At 57.5% G+C, this 16,361-nt stretch carries 10 protein-coding genes; 3 read left to right on the top strand and 7 right to left on the bottom strand.

Features of this window, described 5'->3' with window-relative positions; all coding sequences use genetic code 11:
* Window positions 1-12: 12 nt before the first annotated feature.
* Together KORM41_RS18265 and KORM41_RS18260 are read right to left on the bottom strand one after the other, a co-directional pair.
* A complete protein-coding gene (locus tag KORM41_RS18265; protein ID WP_068151727.1) occupies window positions 13-2,883 on the bottom strand; it encodes a hypothetical protein in 2,871 nt (956 codons plus the stop codon).
* 526 nt (window positions 2,884-3,409) lie between these two features.
* Window positions 3,410-3,787, bottom strand: coding sequence for a hypothetical protein (locus tag KORM41_RS18260; protein ID WP_068151725.1), 378 nt, complete (start codon window positions 3,785-3,787; stop codon window positions 3,410-3,412).
* A gap of 427 nt (window positions 3,788-4,214) precedes the next feature.
* On the opposite strand from KORM41_RS18260, the gene KORM41_RS18255 reads away from it, so the two are divergent.
* Together KORM41_RS18255 and KORM41_RS18250 are read left to right on the top strand one after the other, a co-directional pair.
* Window positions 4,215-4,697, top strand: coding sequence for a hypothetical protein (locus tag KORM41_RS18255; RefSeq protein WP_068151722.1), 483 nt, complete (start codon window positions 4,215-4,217; stop codon window positions 4,695-4,697).
* Between the two features lie 196 nt (window positions 4,698-4,893).
* Window positions 4,894-5,157, top strand: coding sequence for a hypothetical protein (locus KORM41_RS18250; protein WP_068151716.1), 264 nt, complete (start codon window positions 4,894-4,896; stop codon window positions 5,155-5,157).
* Between the two features lie 51 nt (window positions 5,158-5,208).
* On the opposite strand, the gene KORM41_RS18245 is transcribed toward KORM41_RS18250, so the two are convergent.
* Genes KORM41_RS18245 through KORM41_RS18225 form a run of 5 tightly spaced genes read right to left on the bottom strand, consistent with a single transcriptional unit; the run spans window position 5,209 to window position 10,766 of the window.
* On the bottom strand, window positions 5,209-6,978 hold the full coding sequence (locus tag KORM41_RS18245) for a SulP family inorganic anion transporter (RefSeq protein WP_068151713.1): 1,770 nt from the start codon (window positions 6,976-6,978) through the stop codon (window positions 5,209-5,211).
* 20 nt (window positions 6,979-6,998) lie between these two features.
* A complete protein-coding gene (locus KORM41_RS18240) occupies window positions 6,999-8,750 on the bottom strand; it encodes a bifunctional protein tyrosine phosphatase family protein/NAD(P)/FAD-dependent oxidoreductase (RefSeq protein ID WP_068151709.1) in 1,752 nt (583 codons plus the stop codon).
* Between the two features lie 33 nt (window positions 8,751-8,783).
* Complete coding sequence (locus tag KORM41_RS18235) at window positions 8,784-9,647, bottom strand: MBL fold metallo-hydrolase (protein ID WP_068151706.1); 864 nt, start codon at window positions 9,645-9,647, stop codon at window positions 8,784-8,786.
* Between the two features lie 41 nt (window positions 9,648-9,688).
* Entirely contained in the window at window positions 9,689-10,105 is a 417-nt protein-coding gene (locus KORM41_RS18230) for an ArsR/SmtB family transcription factor (RefSeq protein WP_231727325.1), read from the bottom strand.
* Window positions 10,098-10,766: a peroxiredoxin gene (locus tag KORM41_RS18225; RefSeq protein ID WP_231727324.1), complete on the bottom strand. Its 669-nt coding sequence runs from the start codon at window positions 10,764-10,766 to the stop codon at window positions 10,098-10,100. Before KORM41_RS18225 ends, KORM41_RS18230 begins: the two co-directional genes overlap by 8 nt.
* 325 nt (window positions 10,767-11,091) lie before the next feature.
* Between KORM41_RS18225 and KORM41_RS18220 the strand changes: the two genes are divergently transcribed.
* Window positions 11,092-16,359 carry an MG2 domain-containing protein gene (locus KORM41_RS18220; protein ID WP_068151699.1) on the top strand — a complete coding sequence of 1,756 codons (5,268 nt, stop codon included), beginning with the start codon at window positions 11,092-11,094 and terminating at the stop codon, window positions 16,357-16,359.
* The last annotated feature ends 2 nt before the right edge of the window (window positions 16,360-16,361 follow it).

Genomic DNA, 16,361 nt, shown 5'->3' with positions numbered 1-16,361 from the left:
TGTGCTGTTTGCTTATTGGTTAAGCCACACGGTCCAGCCGGAAACCCAATCGTTGGCTGCATTCTTCACGGCACCGACATAGTCGGTTGCGTCGAAGAAGCTGTCGATTGCGCTTACATCCGTTGCAGTTACGCCGTTCTCCGTAGCCCCGTTGATGTAGGTCTTGAAGCTGGCCGCACCCGAGAGAGCCGTCAGGCTGTCTGTTGCAACAATGTTGTTGGCCTGGTTGTTGAACCAAGTTTCAAGATCGAAGACGTTGCCGTCATCCTTGAAGACCGAGGCACAGCTATCGCTCAGGAGCGTGCTTTCCATGGTCAGGTCACCCGTCAGGTCAGTGGCGGAAGTACCGGATACGGTGAAGGTAGCGTCCTGGTCGATGTCGAGACATGCGTCACCGAAGTCAGCCACAACCACGTTCCAGAGGTTCGCCGCAGTACCTTCGCGGAGCAGGATACCGATGTCGCTTTCGCCGCCAGCTGCTGCGCTGCCCAGGATCGTCGCGTTGGCGATCATCGGGTGAGCCCGTGGCAGGAAGTCGTTCCCGTCACCGAAGTTGTCGGCTTCGATACCTTGGTCAGTACCAGGCTGGTTCGGGTTCTGTACGATCAGAACGTGCTGAACCTTACCGCGCCAGCCCTGCGTCCAGTCGAGGCTGTCATCGTCAGCGCCGGTGATCACAAGGTGCTTCACCTGTGCCGTACCGCCGAAGAATTCAACACCATCGTCGGCACCGTTGTGTACTTGCAGGTAATCGATCGTGGTGCCGGAGCCAACGCCCTGGAAGGCAATGCCGTTCAGTTCGTCGTCAGCAGTGATCGGGTTACCAGCATATACAACGCGGGTGTAGAAGATCTGGCCGGAGCTGTCAGTGTCGTCGTCGCCGCCATAAAGGCCGCTGTCGCCTTCGCCTTCAGCTTCACAAACTTCAGCCTGGTTACAGGTGTTGATTGTGGCGCGACCGTTGATCACGAGACCGCCCCAAAGGGAAGTATCAACGTCCAGGTCGCGGGTCTCAGGGTCGATCGCCGTGAAAGTTACAGGTGCGTCAGCCGTACCGTTGGAGTTCAGCTTCGAACCGCGGGAGATCACCAGGTAAGATGTCTGGTCAGCACCCATTACGGTCACGCCAGGCTCAATGGTCAGCGTTGCAGGGTCACCCGCTGCAGCATTGCCGTCCGCGCCAACATCGATACCGAATACCACTTTGCCGTCGAGAACATAGTCAAGACCGGACACGAGGCGCAGGTCAGACGTGTAAGTTCCGGAAAGCGTACAAACAGTGCCGTCTGTGCTTGCAGTCGTGCCTTCTGGACATTCTGGATCAGGGTTCAGACCGTAAGTCCAGTTCAGGGTCCAGTTGTCAGCTGCGCTGTCGCTCTTCACCGCACCGGCATAGTCGGTTGCGTCGAAGAAGCTGTCGATAACGCTTACATCAGTACCGGTTATTGCATTTTCAGCGGAACCGTTGATGAAGTTGTTGGAAAGCGTGGTCGCGCCAACAGCGTTGTTGGCCTGTGACGTGAAGAAAGTTTCCAGGTCAAATACGTTGCCGTCTTCTTTGAAGACAGACGCACAGTTGCTGCCCAGGAGTGTGGATTCGATGGTCAGGTTGCCCGTCAGGTTCGTAGCGCTTGTGCCAGCGTTCGTGAACGTTGCGTCCTGGTCGATATCGAGACACGCATCACCGAAGTCGGAAACAACAGTATTGTAGATGTTCGCGCCAGTACCTTCACGGAGAAGCATACCGATGTCGCTTTCGCCGCCTTTGGAAGCGGAACCAACGATGGTCATGTTAGAAAGGCGTGGCTGTGCGCGTGGCAGGAAGTCGTTACCGTCACCGAAGTTGTCAGCCTCAATACCCTGGTCGGATGCAGGCTGGGCGGGGTTCTGGATGATGATCACGTGCTGGGCTTTACCGCGCCAACCTTGTGTCCAGTCGAGGCTGTCGTCGTCTGCGCCAGTGATCACAAGGTGCTTCACCTGAGCCGTACCGCCGAAGAATTCAACACCGTCGTCTGCGCCGTTGTGAACCTGGATATAGTCCAGCTCGGTACCGGAACCAACGCCCTGGAATGCGATGCCGTTCAGCTCGTCATCAGCGGTGATCGGGTTACCGGAATATTTGATTTGGACATATTTCATAACGCCGGAACTGTCGGTGTCGAGATTGCCACCATAAAGACCGCTGTCGCCTTCGCCTTCAGCTTCACAAACTTCAGCCTGGTTACAGGTGTTGATGGAAGCACGGCCGTTAATCACCAGACCACCCCACTCAGACGTGAATGGCTCTTCCAGCAGAGGGCCGGAGTAGCTTGCAGCTGCCGTTAGGCCCAGCTCAGAAGCAAGGTCAAGGTCAAGCGCGGAAGTGAAGATGATCGGGTTGTTGGCAGTACCTTCAGCGCGAATTTCAGAACCGCGGGAAATCACAAGAACGTCGGTTGCGGTCGCACCGTAGATAACAGCGCCGGGTTCGATAGACAGAACCGCCGGGTCGCCTGCGCTTGCATTGCCGTCTGCGCCAACGTCAACACCAACAGCCACTTTACCAGACAGCTGGTAGATGTTGCCTGCGGTCAGCGTTACGTCGCTGGTGAGCGTACCGGACAGGCTACAGTGTGTCTGTTCGCCAACGGATACGGCAGTTGTACCAGTTGGGCAGTTGCCTTCGGAAGTATATTCAGCGCCATCGCGGCCGATTTTTACGGCAGGATCGCCGCCATTGTCGCCGCCGTTGTCGCCGCCATTGTCACCGCCACCGGTGCCTGGGTTTGGCGCTACCGTGCCGGGAGACGCCAGCTCTGTGCTGTCGTCGCCACACGCGACAAGCGCTGTAGCAGCAACAGCCGCCAGCAGTGTGTTCTTCAAAATCTGTAATTTGGTCATTTCATTCCCCGTACGACGTTTCCGTCACCTGGATAGGTTGTTGCGTTGCATGACTTGTGGACCAGCTTCTGCGAGCCGGCTCCTGGGGCATGAGGCCTAGTGGGGGAATATTTCAGTTTCGTTTCAGCGGTATGACCGTTTGGGGAACATTCGGTCAGCTAATATCAAAACCCCAGAAAACCGCAGAATTCTGCGACTTCATACTTTCACGACATATCTTTATGCGATAAGAATACAACCAGTTAAGGCGAAGTGTGTCATCAATGGGCGTGGTGGACTTCCTTATATTTCACACTGAAACATCAAATCCAGACAGCGACTCTAGTTTAATATGGAGCAACACAGGGAAGCTCCCCTAGCTTGATCAGGCGGCTTGCGATAAAGAAAAGCACGCACCAGAGGGGACCGGTACGTGCTTCCAGGGAATGATAGTCTTTTATATCAGCTTAGTTCAGGAGATCGTCTTTGAACTGGTGTGGGCACGGACAAGGCTCTCACACCAGCCGTATTTAATAAGAATTAATCCTTATTGGTCCTCAAGACGGGCAAGAGCGACTTTCGCAATCGTCTTCACCCGGCGCGGCTGCCCCGATACCGTCAGTGCATAGGGGTTAGCCTTGCCTTCAAGTATTTCTTGATAGATATTCATCGCCAGGTCCTTGCGACCGGTAGAGCTATAGACGAACGCGAGGTTGATCTTGGCGAACACGGCGTCTTCAGGGGCGACATCGCTGCCGAGAAGAGCGGCTTCAGCCTTGCTCCAGTCTCCGCTCCCCAGTTCGCTGGTGGCATAGTCATCGCCATCCCATGCGAGCATACTTGCATCTGCGCCAGCGTCAGCGAACGACGCACTTGCAGCAAAGATGATAGCGGCGGAAACAGTTCCAAATTTCATATAACGCATACAGGCCTCCTATTGGCAAACCGATCTATTATGACCACTTTTGTTACAATAATATGTAACATGAGCAGACCGGCTCATTGGAAGGGAATTTAACCATATGAAATCGCTACAGAAAATATTTTTTGAGAATTGTTAAACAAATTCCCTTTTCGCTACATACACTTAGCATATAGCAACCCGATTCCTCGGTAGTTTTATGAATTTTTTATGACAATAGCCCAAAAGGCCGAAAAAGACAAAAAACTGTAACATAACGCGCGTATTTCAGTGGCCATCTTGAGTTTGTTATCGGATTTTAAGTCGGCTTATGACGTTTTTCAGCAGAGTCTCTTCCCGGTTCGGGCGCAAAACCGTTGGTACAGCGCTCTTTATGACAGTGGCCCTTACAGCGACAGCCCCTCAGGCTGTAGCTTCAAGCGCACCTGTTATGCCGTCGCATGGTGATTCCGTGATGGATAGCTACGCCCTGCCCGACTTTTCCGACGCATATCTGGCCCAGCCAGCCGCTGCAGCACACGATACCGCGCTCAAATTTGTGCTGGAAACCGGCATTTCAAAGAATTTGTCGCTGTTGCTGCTGCATGATGTGAAAAACTCAGCGCCGGTACGTGCTGCGATTCGCCAGTACGGCATGGACAAGGTCCAGGCAACAGTGGTGCAAGTGATCCGCAGCGTTCAAGCCAGCTACGGTGCGGACTGGACCCAAATGCTTGCGGGTGTTTACGAGCATCACTTCGACGCCCGTGCCCTGCAGTCCCTGATCCAGAAGCGCGATGCTTCACCACACTTTATCCGTCTGCTTGACCTGCAGGATGAAATTGCCACGGCTGTAAAGACCAACGGCAACAACATTCTGGACAAAGCACGCGCCGATGTGATGGCTGGCATCAAGGCCTCGCTGCCGGTCTAAGCCCACCTCCTCACAAATTCGTTATTAGTTTCCGATGTAACTAGTGAGTCGGAAGTTTCTTCTTTATTGTGCTCAGACTTTTGGCGTTCCCGGCCTGCTGGTTGTTGATCCAGCTCAGCTTCGGGCACGTACCTGAGACATCTGTAAGGTCAGACCGCGGCACAAGACCGCGCAAACCAAGAAGGGACAGATTAGAATGAAAACAACAATCCGCTCGCTTGTACTCATTATGGCAACAGGCCTCTTCAGCACCGCTGCCGTGGCTCAGCCATCCAAATCACCGAACCCTTATCCGGCAGCTGTTCAGAAGGACGAAGCCTTGGAAAAGGAAAGCTGCAAGATCGGCCCTGACTATGTGCGCACTATCTCCAAGCGCCCACCGTTCCGCCGTGTGACAACATGCGAAACCACACACACTGCCACGTTCGCCGATCAGCCTACGGTACAATCAGGCCGCTAAAACCAGCTTCAGTACAGCCTGCTTGCAGGGCGCCCATTAGAGGCGCCCTCATCAGGCCTCGTTATGCCCACCCGTTGGTGCCTTATTCGACCGGCATGGCTCGCCATTCGCCAGCGCCCGATAGGCCTGGTATTGGGTAAGGAAAACCTGGCCGCTCAACTCATCCAGGAAATGGGACCGCTGCAGCCGGTCCATAACCGGGCCCTTGACCTCGCTCAGGTGGAATTTCACCCCAGCATCCTCCAGCCGATGGTTGATAGCCTCAAGGCTTTCAAGCGCACTTGCATCAATCTCATTCACCGCCGGGCACATCAACACAACATGCTTCAGCTTTTCGTTTTCCGCCATCAGGCGATAGACCTGATCTTCAAGAAAACGCGCGTTGGCAAAATACAGGCTTTCGTCTACCCGCAAGGTGACCATGGTGTCGCAGGTTTCCACATCATGCCTTCGGATATTGCGGAAATGCTCGGTTCCCGCGACCAGGCCCACCACAGCACAGTGCGGGCGGCTGCTTTTATAAAGATGCAACAGGATCGAAAGCGTCACGCCGGACGCCACACCCACTTCCACGCTGACACCAAGCGTCAGCAAGATGGTCGCAGCCATGGCAAGGAAGTCACGCTTTGAATATATCCAGGTTGCGCGGATCATGCGGAAGTCAATCAGCGCCAGCACGGCTACAATGATGGTCGCGGCAAGCGTGGCTTTGGGCAGATAATGGATCAACGGTGTCAGGAACAGTGTGGCAACGGCAATGCCAATGGCGGTAAATACGCCCGCAGCCGGTGTTTGCGCGCCCGCGTCGAAATTCACAACAGACCGGGCAAAGCCGCCCGTGACCGAATAACCGCCGGAAACGCCAGACCCCAGGTTCGCAGCCCCAAGGGCGATCAGTTCCTGGTTCGGGTTGATCCGCTGGCGCCTTTTGGCCGCAAGCGTCTGAGCGACGGATACCGATTCCACAAACCCGATCACGCTGATCAGGAAGGCCGGCAGCGCCAATTCGCGCACCAGCTCCATATGGATGGCAGGCAAACCAAGCGTTGGCAGCCCTTCTGGGACAGCCCCAACAATGGCAACGCCTTCAGCGTCCAGCTGCCAGGTGCTTGCGATCAGGATCGTTGCCACAACAGACAGCACAGGCCCAGCCTTGACGACAAAGCCAGCAACGCTTTCGGGCACACCAAACACCTGCAACAGGCCGCTTAGGCGCAACCGCACGAAATAGAGGAACGCCAAGCAGCCCGCCCCGATCGCCAGCGTATAGCCGTTCACGTCAGGCAGGTTGTGCGCAAGGGAGGTGGCCACTTGCGGAAGCGTGTGCCCGCTCGCGGATATGCCCAGCACATGCTTGAGCTGGCTGAAGGCAATCAAGATGCCAGAGGCAGAAATAAACCCGGAGATCACAGGGTGAGACAGAAAGTTCGCAAGAAACCCAAGCCGGAAAAGCCCCATCAGCATCAGGAATGCACCCGAAAGCAACGCCAGCAGGATGGAAGCCTCTATATAGCCCGCCGTACCCTGCTTCACCACGGCACCCACCGCCGCCGCAGACATCAGCGACGCCACAGCCACAGGCCCCACAGCCAGCGTCCGGCTGGTGCCGAACACGGCATAAAGCACAAGCGGCAGGATGCTGGCATAAAGCCCCACCTCAGGCGGCAGGCCAGCCAGCATTGCATAGGCAAGCGACTGCGGGATCAGCATGATCACCACAATCACCGCTGCCGTCAGGTCGTTGATAAGCGTTTCACGGTTATACTCCCGCGCCCATTCAAGGCACGGGAATATCGCGGACAGGCGCTTGGATGCCGCCATTGGCATATTTCCTTTCGGTCCTAACCCGTTTTGGATTGCGTGAAATCACACGCATCCTTGGCTTCATGCTTGAGCGGCGCGTGAGAGATGATCTCTGGCCCCGCAAGCCATTCATGCCCTTTGAGCATCAGGTCAAAATATAGCGCCGGCATCAGCTTTTCCTTCAGGAACCAGGCCAGCCCGGACGCTTTGGTGCCCTTTACCAGCCAGGATGGGAAAGTGGGCTGCAGTTCGCCGCCATAGCCGAATTCGGCCAGCACCACCTTGCCGCGCTCTACTGTCAGCGGGCAGGAACCATAGCCCTTGTAAAGGGCAGTTTTGCTCGTGCCATCCAGGATCGCCAGCACGTTGTTGGCCACCACAGGCGCCTGTTTCCGCACCGCCGCAGCTGTCTTTGCGTTTGGCGCATTGCAGCCGTCGCCAATACCGAACACATTGCCGAAGCTGTTGTGCTGCAAGGTTTCCGCGTTCACATCCACCCAACCGGCTTCATCAGCGATCGCGGAGCCTTTCATGAAATCAAGCGGCCCTTGAGGCGGGCACACATGGATCATGTCGAAGCCGCGCTCAACGGTTGTCACCTTGCCGTCGGCGTCCGTCACCTCAAATGTCGCCATCTGGTTCGGGCCGTCCACCGCAACAAGATTTTCCATCATGTTGAGCTTGGCGCCGTATTTTTCAACATAGCCCATCAGCGCGGGCACATAGTCCTGCACGCCGAAAAGCACACCGCCCGCCGTGTGGAACTCAACCTCAATGTCCTTCAAGGCACCAGAGCGCTTCCAGTGGTCGCACGCCAGATACATGGCTTTCTGCGGCGCACCCGCACATTTGATGGGCATGGGCGGCTGGGTAAAGATCGCGCGCCCGCCCTTCAGGGATTTCACCAGATCCCAGGTGTAGGGCGCCATATCGAACATATAGTTGGACGTAACACCATTTTTGCCCAGCGCTTCCTTAAGGCCCTTGACCTTCTCCCACATCAGCTTGATGCCGGGGGCCGCCACCAGCGCGCGGTATGTCACCTCGTCACCGCTTTCAAGGATCACGCTGTTGCGCGCGGGCTCGAACCGCGCCACGGCGGAGCGAATCCATTTCACACCCTTGGGCATGACATCCGCCATCGCCCTCTTGGTCTGATCGCGGGAGAAGACACCCCCGCCCACAAGCGTCCAGCCCGGCTGGTAATAGTGGGTATCGCGTGGTTCGATCACCGCAATATCAAGGCCGGGCCTGCGCTTCAGGAGGCTCGCGGCTGCGGCAAGGCCACCTGCCCCGCCACCAACAATCACAACGTCATGGGCCGGGCCGCCCTTGGCAGGCGCAGGAGCAACCTTCGCACCAGCCGCCGCATCGCGGCGTGCGTCCAGGTCTGCGGCCTTGCCCGAAAGGTCATAGCCCGCCTCGTCAGCGGTTTTGATAATGGCGTCCGTCGACAGGTTCGCCGCCGCGCATGACGCCCAAAGGGTCACAGCGCGCGTGCCTGTGCGGCAGTATGACAGCACAGGACCAACCATGCTGGCACGGGCCTTGGCAAAGGCCCTGATGTCATCTTCAGTGATCTGGCCCGAGACAACGGGAATATGCACATAGGAAAGGCCGCTGACTTCCGCCAGCTTCTCGATTTCCTTCGATGTCGGCTGGCCGTCTTCTTCCCCGTCAGGGCGGACATTGATGATGCCGTTAAAGCCAAGCCCCTTGAGGACACTGATGTCCTGCAGGGAAATTTGCGGCGACACGGAAAGCGCCGGGGTGATTTTTCTGATATCCATGATTTTTTCCTTTGGTTGCGCTTCTGCCCGGCCTTAAAGCGCGTCGACAGGGATCTTGAGGTAACGAATGCCGTTATCTTCCTCTGGCGGCATGTGGCCCGCCCGCATGTTGACCTGCACAGACGGCAGGATCAGGCGCGGCATATCCAGGGTGGCATCGCGTTTGGTCCGCATATCGACGAACTCCTGCTCAGACACGCCGTCATGCACATGGATATTGCGCTGGCGTTCTTCACCAACTGTGGTCTCCCACGCATAGTCGTCGCGGCCCGGCGCTTTATAGTCGTGACACATGAATAGGCGCGTTTCATCCGGCAGCGCGAAAATCTTCTGTACGGATGCAAACAGCGTTGCGGCATCGCCGCCCGGAAAATCACAGCGCGCGGTGCCATAGTCCGGCATAAAGAGCGTATCGCCCACAAAACCGGCGTCGCCGATGATATAGGTCATGCAGGCTGGCGTGTGCCCTGGCGTGTGCATGGCTTTGGCCGAAATCGAACCGATGGCGAATTCGTCGCCGTCTTCAAACAGTACGTCGAACTGGCTGCCGTCGCGCTCGAACTCGCTGCCGGCATTGAAAAGCTTGCCGAATACATCCTGCACTACAGTGATGTTGGCGCCGATCGCCAGCTTGCCGCCCAGCTTTTCCTGCAGGTAGGGCGCCGCCGAAAGATGGTCGGCGTGAACGTGGGTTTCAAGGATCCACTCCACCTCAAGGCCTTGCTTCTGCACAAAAGCAATGATCTCATCGGCGGCCGCCGTGCTGGTGCGGCCCGAATTAGGCGCATATTCCAGCACTGAATCCACGATGGCACATTTCTTTGTTGCCGGATCTGCCACCACATAGCTGAAGGTGAAGGTGGGTTCGTCAAAAAACTTTGTCACTGTCGGTTTCATGGCTTGTCTCCTCATATGCAGGCTGGTGCTTGCCAGCACTGCTAGTCTTTTCTGTATGGGTCAGGCTTGATCCGGACACGGCCTGTCCGGCGCCCTTCAATTGTTGGGAAAAAGGGTTGTTCGCTTGTTGCTGCCCGCTCACGCGCAGCCAAGGCCTCACCGCCCCAGGCCTTGCACAAAACATTCATCAGATCCCTGAGCCTGTCGTCTTTCAGGCTGTAGAAAACCGCCTTGGATTCACGCCGGGTCTGAACCAACCCCTCGTCGCGCAAGCGCCCCAGTTCACGGGACAGCGTAGGCTGGCGAACGCCTGTGGTTTCTTCGATCTGGCTGACAGAGCTTTCACCGTCCATCAATTGGCACACGATCAAAAGCCGGTTCGGATGCGACAGGGTTTTCATCAGCCCCGCCACCTCAGCCGCTTGCGTTTGAACCATATCGAGCCCCGCGTTAGTCACCGCCGGCCTCCATGAAATACCAGTCGCGGCGCGCCTCTTTTGGCATGCTCTGGGTGTGACGGACTTCCTCAATTGTGGTCGGTGGCGCCTTCAGTAGTTTGTCGCCCGCATGCCAGCCTTCCGGGGCCGCAAGCTCACCCTGTTCTGTTGCCCGCAGGGCCATCAGAACCCGCAGCAGTTCGTCCACCGAACGACCAACACTGGCCGGATAGTGAACCTGCGCCCGAATAATGCCTTCAGGATCAATAAAGAAAACCGAACGGATGGTTGCCGTACTAACCGACGTTTCATCGATCATGCCATACGCTTCAGCGATGGTCAGCGACAGGTCCTCGATAATCGGGAAACTGATGGTAACGCCGAACCGCTCTTCCACATTCTGGATCCAGGCCAGGTGCGAATAGATGCTATCCGCCGACAGGCCCAGAAGTTCACAGTCGAGCGCGCGGAATTTATCCGCCGCTTGCTCAAGCGCCATAAATTCTGTGGTGCACACAGGCGTGAAGTCCGCCGGGTGTGAAAACAGCAAGAGCCATTTACCGCGATAGTCCGTCAGGCACTTCACGCCCATGGTCGTGCGGGCGGCAAAAACAGGAGCAGGGTCATTCAACCGCAAAGGGCGAATATGTCCTGCAGTTTCCGGCTTGATATCATCGGTCATCAGCATCGCTCCATTCAATATAGATATTACATAAGTCATTTTTGTTAATTGTAAATTAAAAGCCACAGGCGAACCAGAAAAACAACCTTAAACCATTGTTTTATATTCATTTCACTCAAAACCTCCTCGCCCTCCCCTCCAGGTCAGTATCACCCCTGAAACAGCATTCCCTACGCGAATCGTAACTCAGACAGCCCGCAGCTCCTTCCCCGGCAGAGGGCCCCAGCGGTCATAATTTTCCCCTGTTCCGGCATAAAGCTGTCCGGGTTTGACCACAATTAGCGGTATAGTTACACCTACACACGTCTAGTCATGGGGAATAAACATGCGCCGTCTCGCCGCCTTTTTGCTGCTCGCCACCATTTGTCTTTTCCAGACTGCCACACCGCCCGCTTTGTCGGATGACGGCGGCATCACCTCCCCCATAGTTCTGGAAGACCGATCAGCGACAGCAGAACGGCTGCTTGAAGAGGCACAGGCCCGGGCGGAGGAGTTGAGGGCGCTTGAAACTGCACAGTCAGCTGAAGATATCGACCTTTCTGATGCGCTTGATAAGGATGCCCCCGGACTTGTCACCAACGACGATATCAAAGCCTTCAAAAAGCGGTTCAGGCTAGAGCTCAAACTTGCCCAGCACCCTACCGATGCCACTGCATGGCGTGACCTCGCGGTCAATAGACTTAATATAGGGCAGCTTGAGGATGCTTACGGCGCCGCCTGGCACCTCCTCACGATAGCGAACACGGCAAGGGACAAGGCCGCAGCACTTGATGCCTTTGCCCAGGTTATGCTGGCAGAAAATCAGCCAACGGAAGCCCTGGCCACGCTCAAGGACGCGCAGGCAATCCACCGCGAGAACACGCGCCAAACCTGGCTCAATAGCGTAGAGGGACGCTTCACCCTGCGCATTGTCGACCAAGTGATGGATGTTGAAGGCCAGACACCCCGCGCTTGCCTTGTGCTATCGCATCCCATTAAGGACCCACTTCCCATTCCTGTTCGGGATTATGTCCGGTTTGAAAGCGAGCGGGATATCGCCGTACGCGGCGAAGGCAGGCGCATCTGCCTGACCGGCATGACGTATGGCGACACGCTATCCGTCACCCTTCTTGCAGGTTTACCCGGCAAGCCTGACGCAAAGCTTTATGCGGACGCAAAGCGCACCTTCACGGTGCCGGACCGGGAGGCCCGTGTCCTGTTTGGCAACGGCACCTATATCCTGCCGCAAGTGGGCGATGAGACCATCCCGCTCAAGAGCGTCAATCTGGATAGCGCAAACCTTAGCCTCTACCGCGTGCCAGACAGGGGCCTTGTCCCGTGGCTGAAAACGGGGATGGACGGCCAGAACCTGAATATATGGTCAGAGCGGAACCTGCAGGACGACCTGGGCGAGCTTGTCTGGGAAGGCAGCATCGACATCGACAATGCGAAGAATAAAGATGTCACGACACTTGTGCCGGTCCGTGAGTTTTTGAAAACCATCCAGCCTGGCATTTATGCGCTTGTGGCAAGCCCTGAAAATGATGAAACACGGAACCGGTGGACGCCACGCCAGACCCAGTGGATGGTGATCTCCGACCTGGGCGTTATGTCGCTTCAGGGGGCAGACGGTATGCATGTGTTTGTCAATTCCCTTGAAAGCGCGAAGCCGGTCAGGAACGCCACTGTTACCGTGATTGCCCGCAACAATGACACGCTCACCCAAACCACGACCGACAGAACAGGCCGCGCCACCATCGCTGCCGAACTGATGCGCGGCAAAGGCGGCAACACGCCCATGGCACTGTCCATCAGCACCGATGACGGCGACTATAATTTCGTCAAACTGCAAGGCCCTGCGCTTGACCTGAGCGACAGGGGCACCGAAGGTCGCATGCCCGCGGGGCCGCTTGACGGCTTCCTCTACACGGAGCGCGGCATCTACCGCCCTGGCGAAAAGGTGATGCTGTCCGGGCTAATGAGGGATGCCGAAGCCCACGCTGTGGCAAACCTGCCGCTAAGCCTGGTGATCACCCGTCCTGACGGCGTCGAAGCCCTGAAGGAACGCATCACTGGCGATGCACTTGGCAGCTATGCCTTCAATTATCAGCTTTCACCGGCCGCGCGGACTGGCCAGTGGCGCGCCAACCTCTATGCCGACGATGACAAGACAAGCGTTGGCAGTGCCTTTTTCCAGGTAGATGACTTTGTCCCCGAACGCCTGACCGCCAAGCTGGAAACGGTGGAAGAGGAACTGAAAGCTGGCGCCCCGCTTGAGGTGCATGTCCAGGCAGACTTCCTCTATGGTGCGCCCGCTGGCAACCTTTCAGGCACCCTCTATGCGTCGCTCGAGGCTGATCCTGCCCCGTTTGACGATTGGAAAGGCTATCAGTTCGGCCTGACGCAGGACGAGTTTACACCAGAGAAGCTGGAGCCGCTTGAGTTCAAGACCGGTGAAGACGGCCTCGGCAGGATAGCGCTTCTTGTGGACCAACTGCCTGACACCACGCTGCCTCTTCGCGCGAAGTTGATGGCGGAAGTGCGGGATGTCGGCGGCCGCCCGGTTCAGGACGGCATGTGGCTTCCCGTTGGGCGCGCGCCTGTCATGCTTGGCATCAAGCCCGACAATGATGGCCATTTCGACAGCAGCGAACCGGCGTCGCTTTCCATTCTTGCGGTAAACGCAGAAGGTGAGCCGCTACCAGCGCGCAAACTGACAGCCGTATGGGTGAAGGAACATTATAGCCACACCTGGTATCAAACCCGGGGCAACTGGAACTACCGCACCAGCGTTTATGACGAAACGCTGGGCGAAGAGAACCTGAAAAGCGGCGACGATGGGCTGGTGCAGGTTACCCGCGCCCTGCCTTGGGGCCGCTACCGCCTTGATGTCACCGACGAAGGCGGCAATGCCGTTGCCAGCAGGCGCTTTTACGTGGGCTGGTGGATGCGGTCCGACAACCCTGATGTGCCAGACGGCCTTGAACTGACAGTTGAAAACGATGCCCTGCAAAGCGGAGACAGGCTGCAGGGCTTCGTGAAAGCCCCGTTCGAAGGCATGGCCCTTCTGACCATTGCAAGCGACCGGGTCCTTGAGACCAAAACCATCGAGCTTGGTAAGGATGGCGGCACTTTTGACTTCAAGGTGAAGGAAAACTGGGGGCCTTCGGCCTATATCCTTGCCACCGCGATCCGCCCGAATGCGGGGGCTATTTCCCGCCTGCCGGTGCGCGCAACCGGCCTAGCCTGGTTTTCCATCGACCGGCAGAAGCGGTCCAAACGCATCCTGTTCGATGTGCCGGATACCGCCCTGCCCGGCCAAAAAGTCACCATTCCGTTCCGGATTGACGGCGACAGGCCAGACGGCCCCATCAAGGTTACCGTGGCCGCCGTTGACGAAGGCATCCTGAACATCACCCGCTTCAAGTCCCCGAACCCAGACGACTTTTATTTTGGCAAGCGCCGATTCGCTTTCGATGTCCGCGATGTCTATGGTCGGCTGATCCGGTCTGAAGAAGGCAAGCGCGGCACCATCCGCACCGGTGGCGACAACCTCGCGCTTGAGGAAGTCATGGTCTCCGGCTCACGTATTCTCAAGGAAGACAGCAATCTCTTCAGCCCGATCACCCGCACCACAAAAACGGTCGCGCTTCTGGAGCGCGATATTGACCTGGACGAAAATGGCCAGGCCAGCGTCACGCTTGACCTGCCGGATTTCATGGGCCGCATGCGCCTGATGGCCGTGGCGGCAGGCAAGGACGCTGTCGGCATGGGCAGTGCAAACTTGACTGTCCGCACGCCTGTGGTGGCGGACCTGATCACCCCGCGCTTCCTGGCTCCCGGGGATAAGGCCAAAGCCACCTTCAGCATCCAGAACCTGTCGGGCAAGGATGGTGAGTTCACAGTGAAACTGGCGGCGACATCCGATGTCATCGGCCTTGAGGCGCCCACTGGCACCATCGCACTCAAGAACGGTGAGCGGCGTGACCTGACGGTGTCGCTCACGGGGCAGACCATTGGCACCGCGGGGATTGAGCTTTCCGTGAGCGGCGGTGACCTGCCGCCCGTCAGGCGCCACTATGACATTTCAGTGCGGCCTGCCTGGCCTTACATGACCCAAACCGCGCGCCTGACGCTCAGACCCGGTGAAAGCGGTGCCGCGGACACCCCTGGCCCAGACGCCTTCTATAAAGGCACCGTCAGCCAGTATCTCACCGTTTCTTCGCGCCCCAACCTGGAAGCCGGGAGGAAATTTGAAGAACTGCGGGCCTACCCTTACCGCTGCAGCGAGCAGACGGTTTCGCGCGCCATGCCCAGCCTGTTCTTTGGCGACCTGAACCGGCTATACGGCCTTTCCCTGAATGAAGGCGAAGCCGCCAACACCATTGAAAACGCCATCATGGTGCTTCTGGACCGGCAGCGGTCAGACGGCAGCTTCGGCCTGTGGAACAGCTACAGCTCAGGCTATGACTGGCTGGATGCCTATGTCACTGACTTCCTGCTGCGCGCAAAGGACAAGGGCTATTATGTGCCTGAAGGGGCGGTAACACTCGCCCTTTCCCGCCTGAAGCGCATGGTCGGGCAGCGCGGGCGCGGCTATCCCGAAGCCACAGCCTATGCGCACTATGTACTGGCGCGCTACGGCGAAGTGTCCGCAAGCGAGGTGCGCTATTTCGCGGACCAGTTTGCGAAAAAACTGCGCTCACCAATCTCATTGGCGCAAATCGCCGGCGCGCTGAGCAGCGTGGGTGAAAAGGATGCGGCAGAGCAATATTTTGTCCGCGCCATACGCGCCTCAAGAGGCTCCATGCCTTATGGGGACTATGGCTCCAGCCTGCGCGATATTGCGGCCATCACCACCATCCTTTCTGAGACAGGCACGGACGCCGACCATATGGCCAAACTGGCTGAACAGCTGGAAGCAGGCGTCGCAAAAGACCAGTGGCTCAGCACACAGGAAATGGCGTGGCTGGCCCGCGCGGCGGCATCCTATGCCGCACCGGGTGATGGCGTTATGCGTTTCACCATCGGCGGGGAAGACGTAAGCGCCGCCAATGGCTTCTGGCGCAAGGTACTGACAGCAGATGAAGGCGCTGCCGCCACCGTCACCAACACCGGCGACATGCCTGTCCGCCTTGTGCATACCCTGCGCGGCGTGTCGAAAACAGCGCCTGAAAAAAGCGCGAACGGCTTCAGCTACAGCCGGTCTTTCTATAGCCTTGAAGGCAAGCCGCTGACCGCCGGAACCCTGCCCAGGAACGGCCGGTTTGTCGTGCTGTTGTCGGGCTCCATACTGGTGGAAGCCGTGCAGGACCCGCTTCTGGTGGATCTGCTGCCGGCGGGGCTGGAGATTGAAAGCACCGATGTCAGCGGGCTTGCGTTTCTGAAGAACCTGAGCGCGACGGAGTTTTCCGACGCCCGCGATGACCGCTTCGTTGCGGCGCTGCCAAAACCCCGGTATCGGCGCGGCAAAAAGACCGACTTCAACGTGGCCTATATCGTGCGGGCAATCACGCCGGGGGACTATGTCCTGCCCGGGCCGTTCGTTGAGGACATGTACAAGCCCCAGTACCGCTATCAGGGCGAGGCGTCCCGCCTGTTGATCACGGACTAACG

The organism is Kordiimonas lipolytica (genome assembly GCF_001550065.1).
Note: the sequence above shows the minus strand (reverse complement) of the source record. Positions and strands in the feature narration are given on the sequence as shown.

Bases quoted from the DNA above. Each gene is read 5' to 3' on its own strand.
- KORM41_RS18265 (WP_068151727.1), bottom strand. From the start codon at position 2,883: ATGACCAAATTACAGATTTTGAAGAACACACTGCTGGCGGCTGTTGCT.
- KORM41_RS18260 (WP_068151725.1), bottom strand. From the start codon at position 3,787: ATGCGTTATATGAAATTTGGAACTGTTTCCGCCGCTATCATCTTTGCT.
- KORM41_RS18255 (WP_068151722.1), top strand. From the start codon at position 4,215: ATGCCGTCGCATGGTGATTCCGTGATGGATAGCTACGCCCTGCCCGAC.
- KORM41_RS18250 (WP_068151716.1), top strand. From the start codon at position 4,894: ATGAAAACAACAATCCGCTCGCTTGTACTCATTATGGCAACAGGCCTC.
- KORM41_RS18245 (WP_068151713.1), bottom strand. From the start codon at position 6,978: ATGGCGGCATCCAAGCGCCTGTCCGCGATATTCCCGTGCCTTGAATGG.
- KORM41_RS18240 (WP_068151709.1), bottom strand. From the start codon at position 8,750: ATGGATATCAGAAAAATCACCCCGGCGCTTTCCGTGTCGCCGCAAATT.
- KORM41_RS18235 (WP_068151706.1), bottom strand. From the start codon at position 9,647: ATGAAACCGACAGTGACAAAGTTTTTTGACGAACCCACCTTCACCTTC.
- KORM41_RS18225 (WP_231727324.1), bottom strand. From the start codon at position 10,766: ATGACCGATGATATCAAGCCGGAAACTGCAGGACATATTCGCCCTTTG.
- KORM41_RS18220 (WP_068151699.1), top strand. From the start codon at position 11,092: ATGCGCCGTCTCGCCGCCTTTTTGCTGCTCGCCACCATTTGTCTTTTC.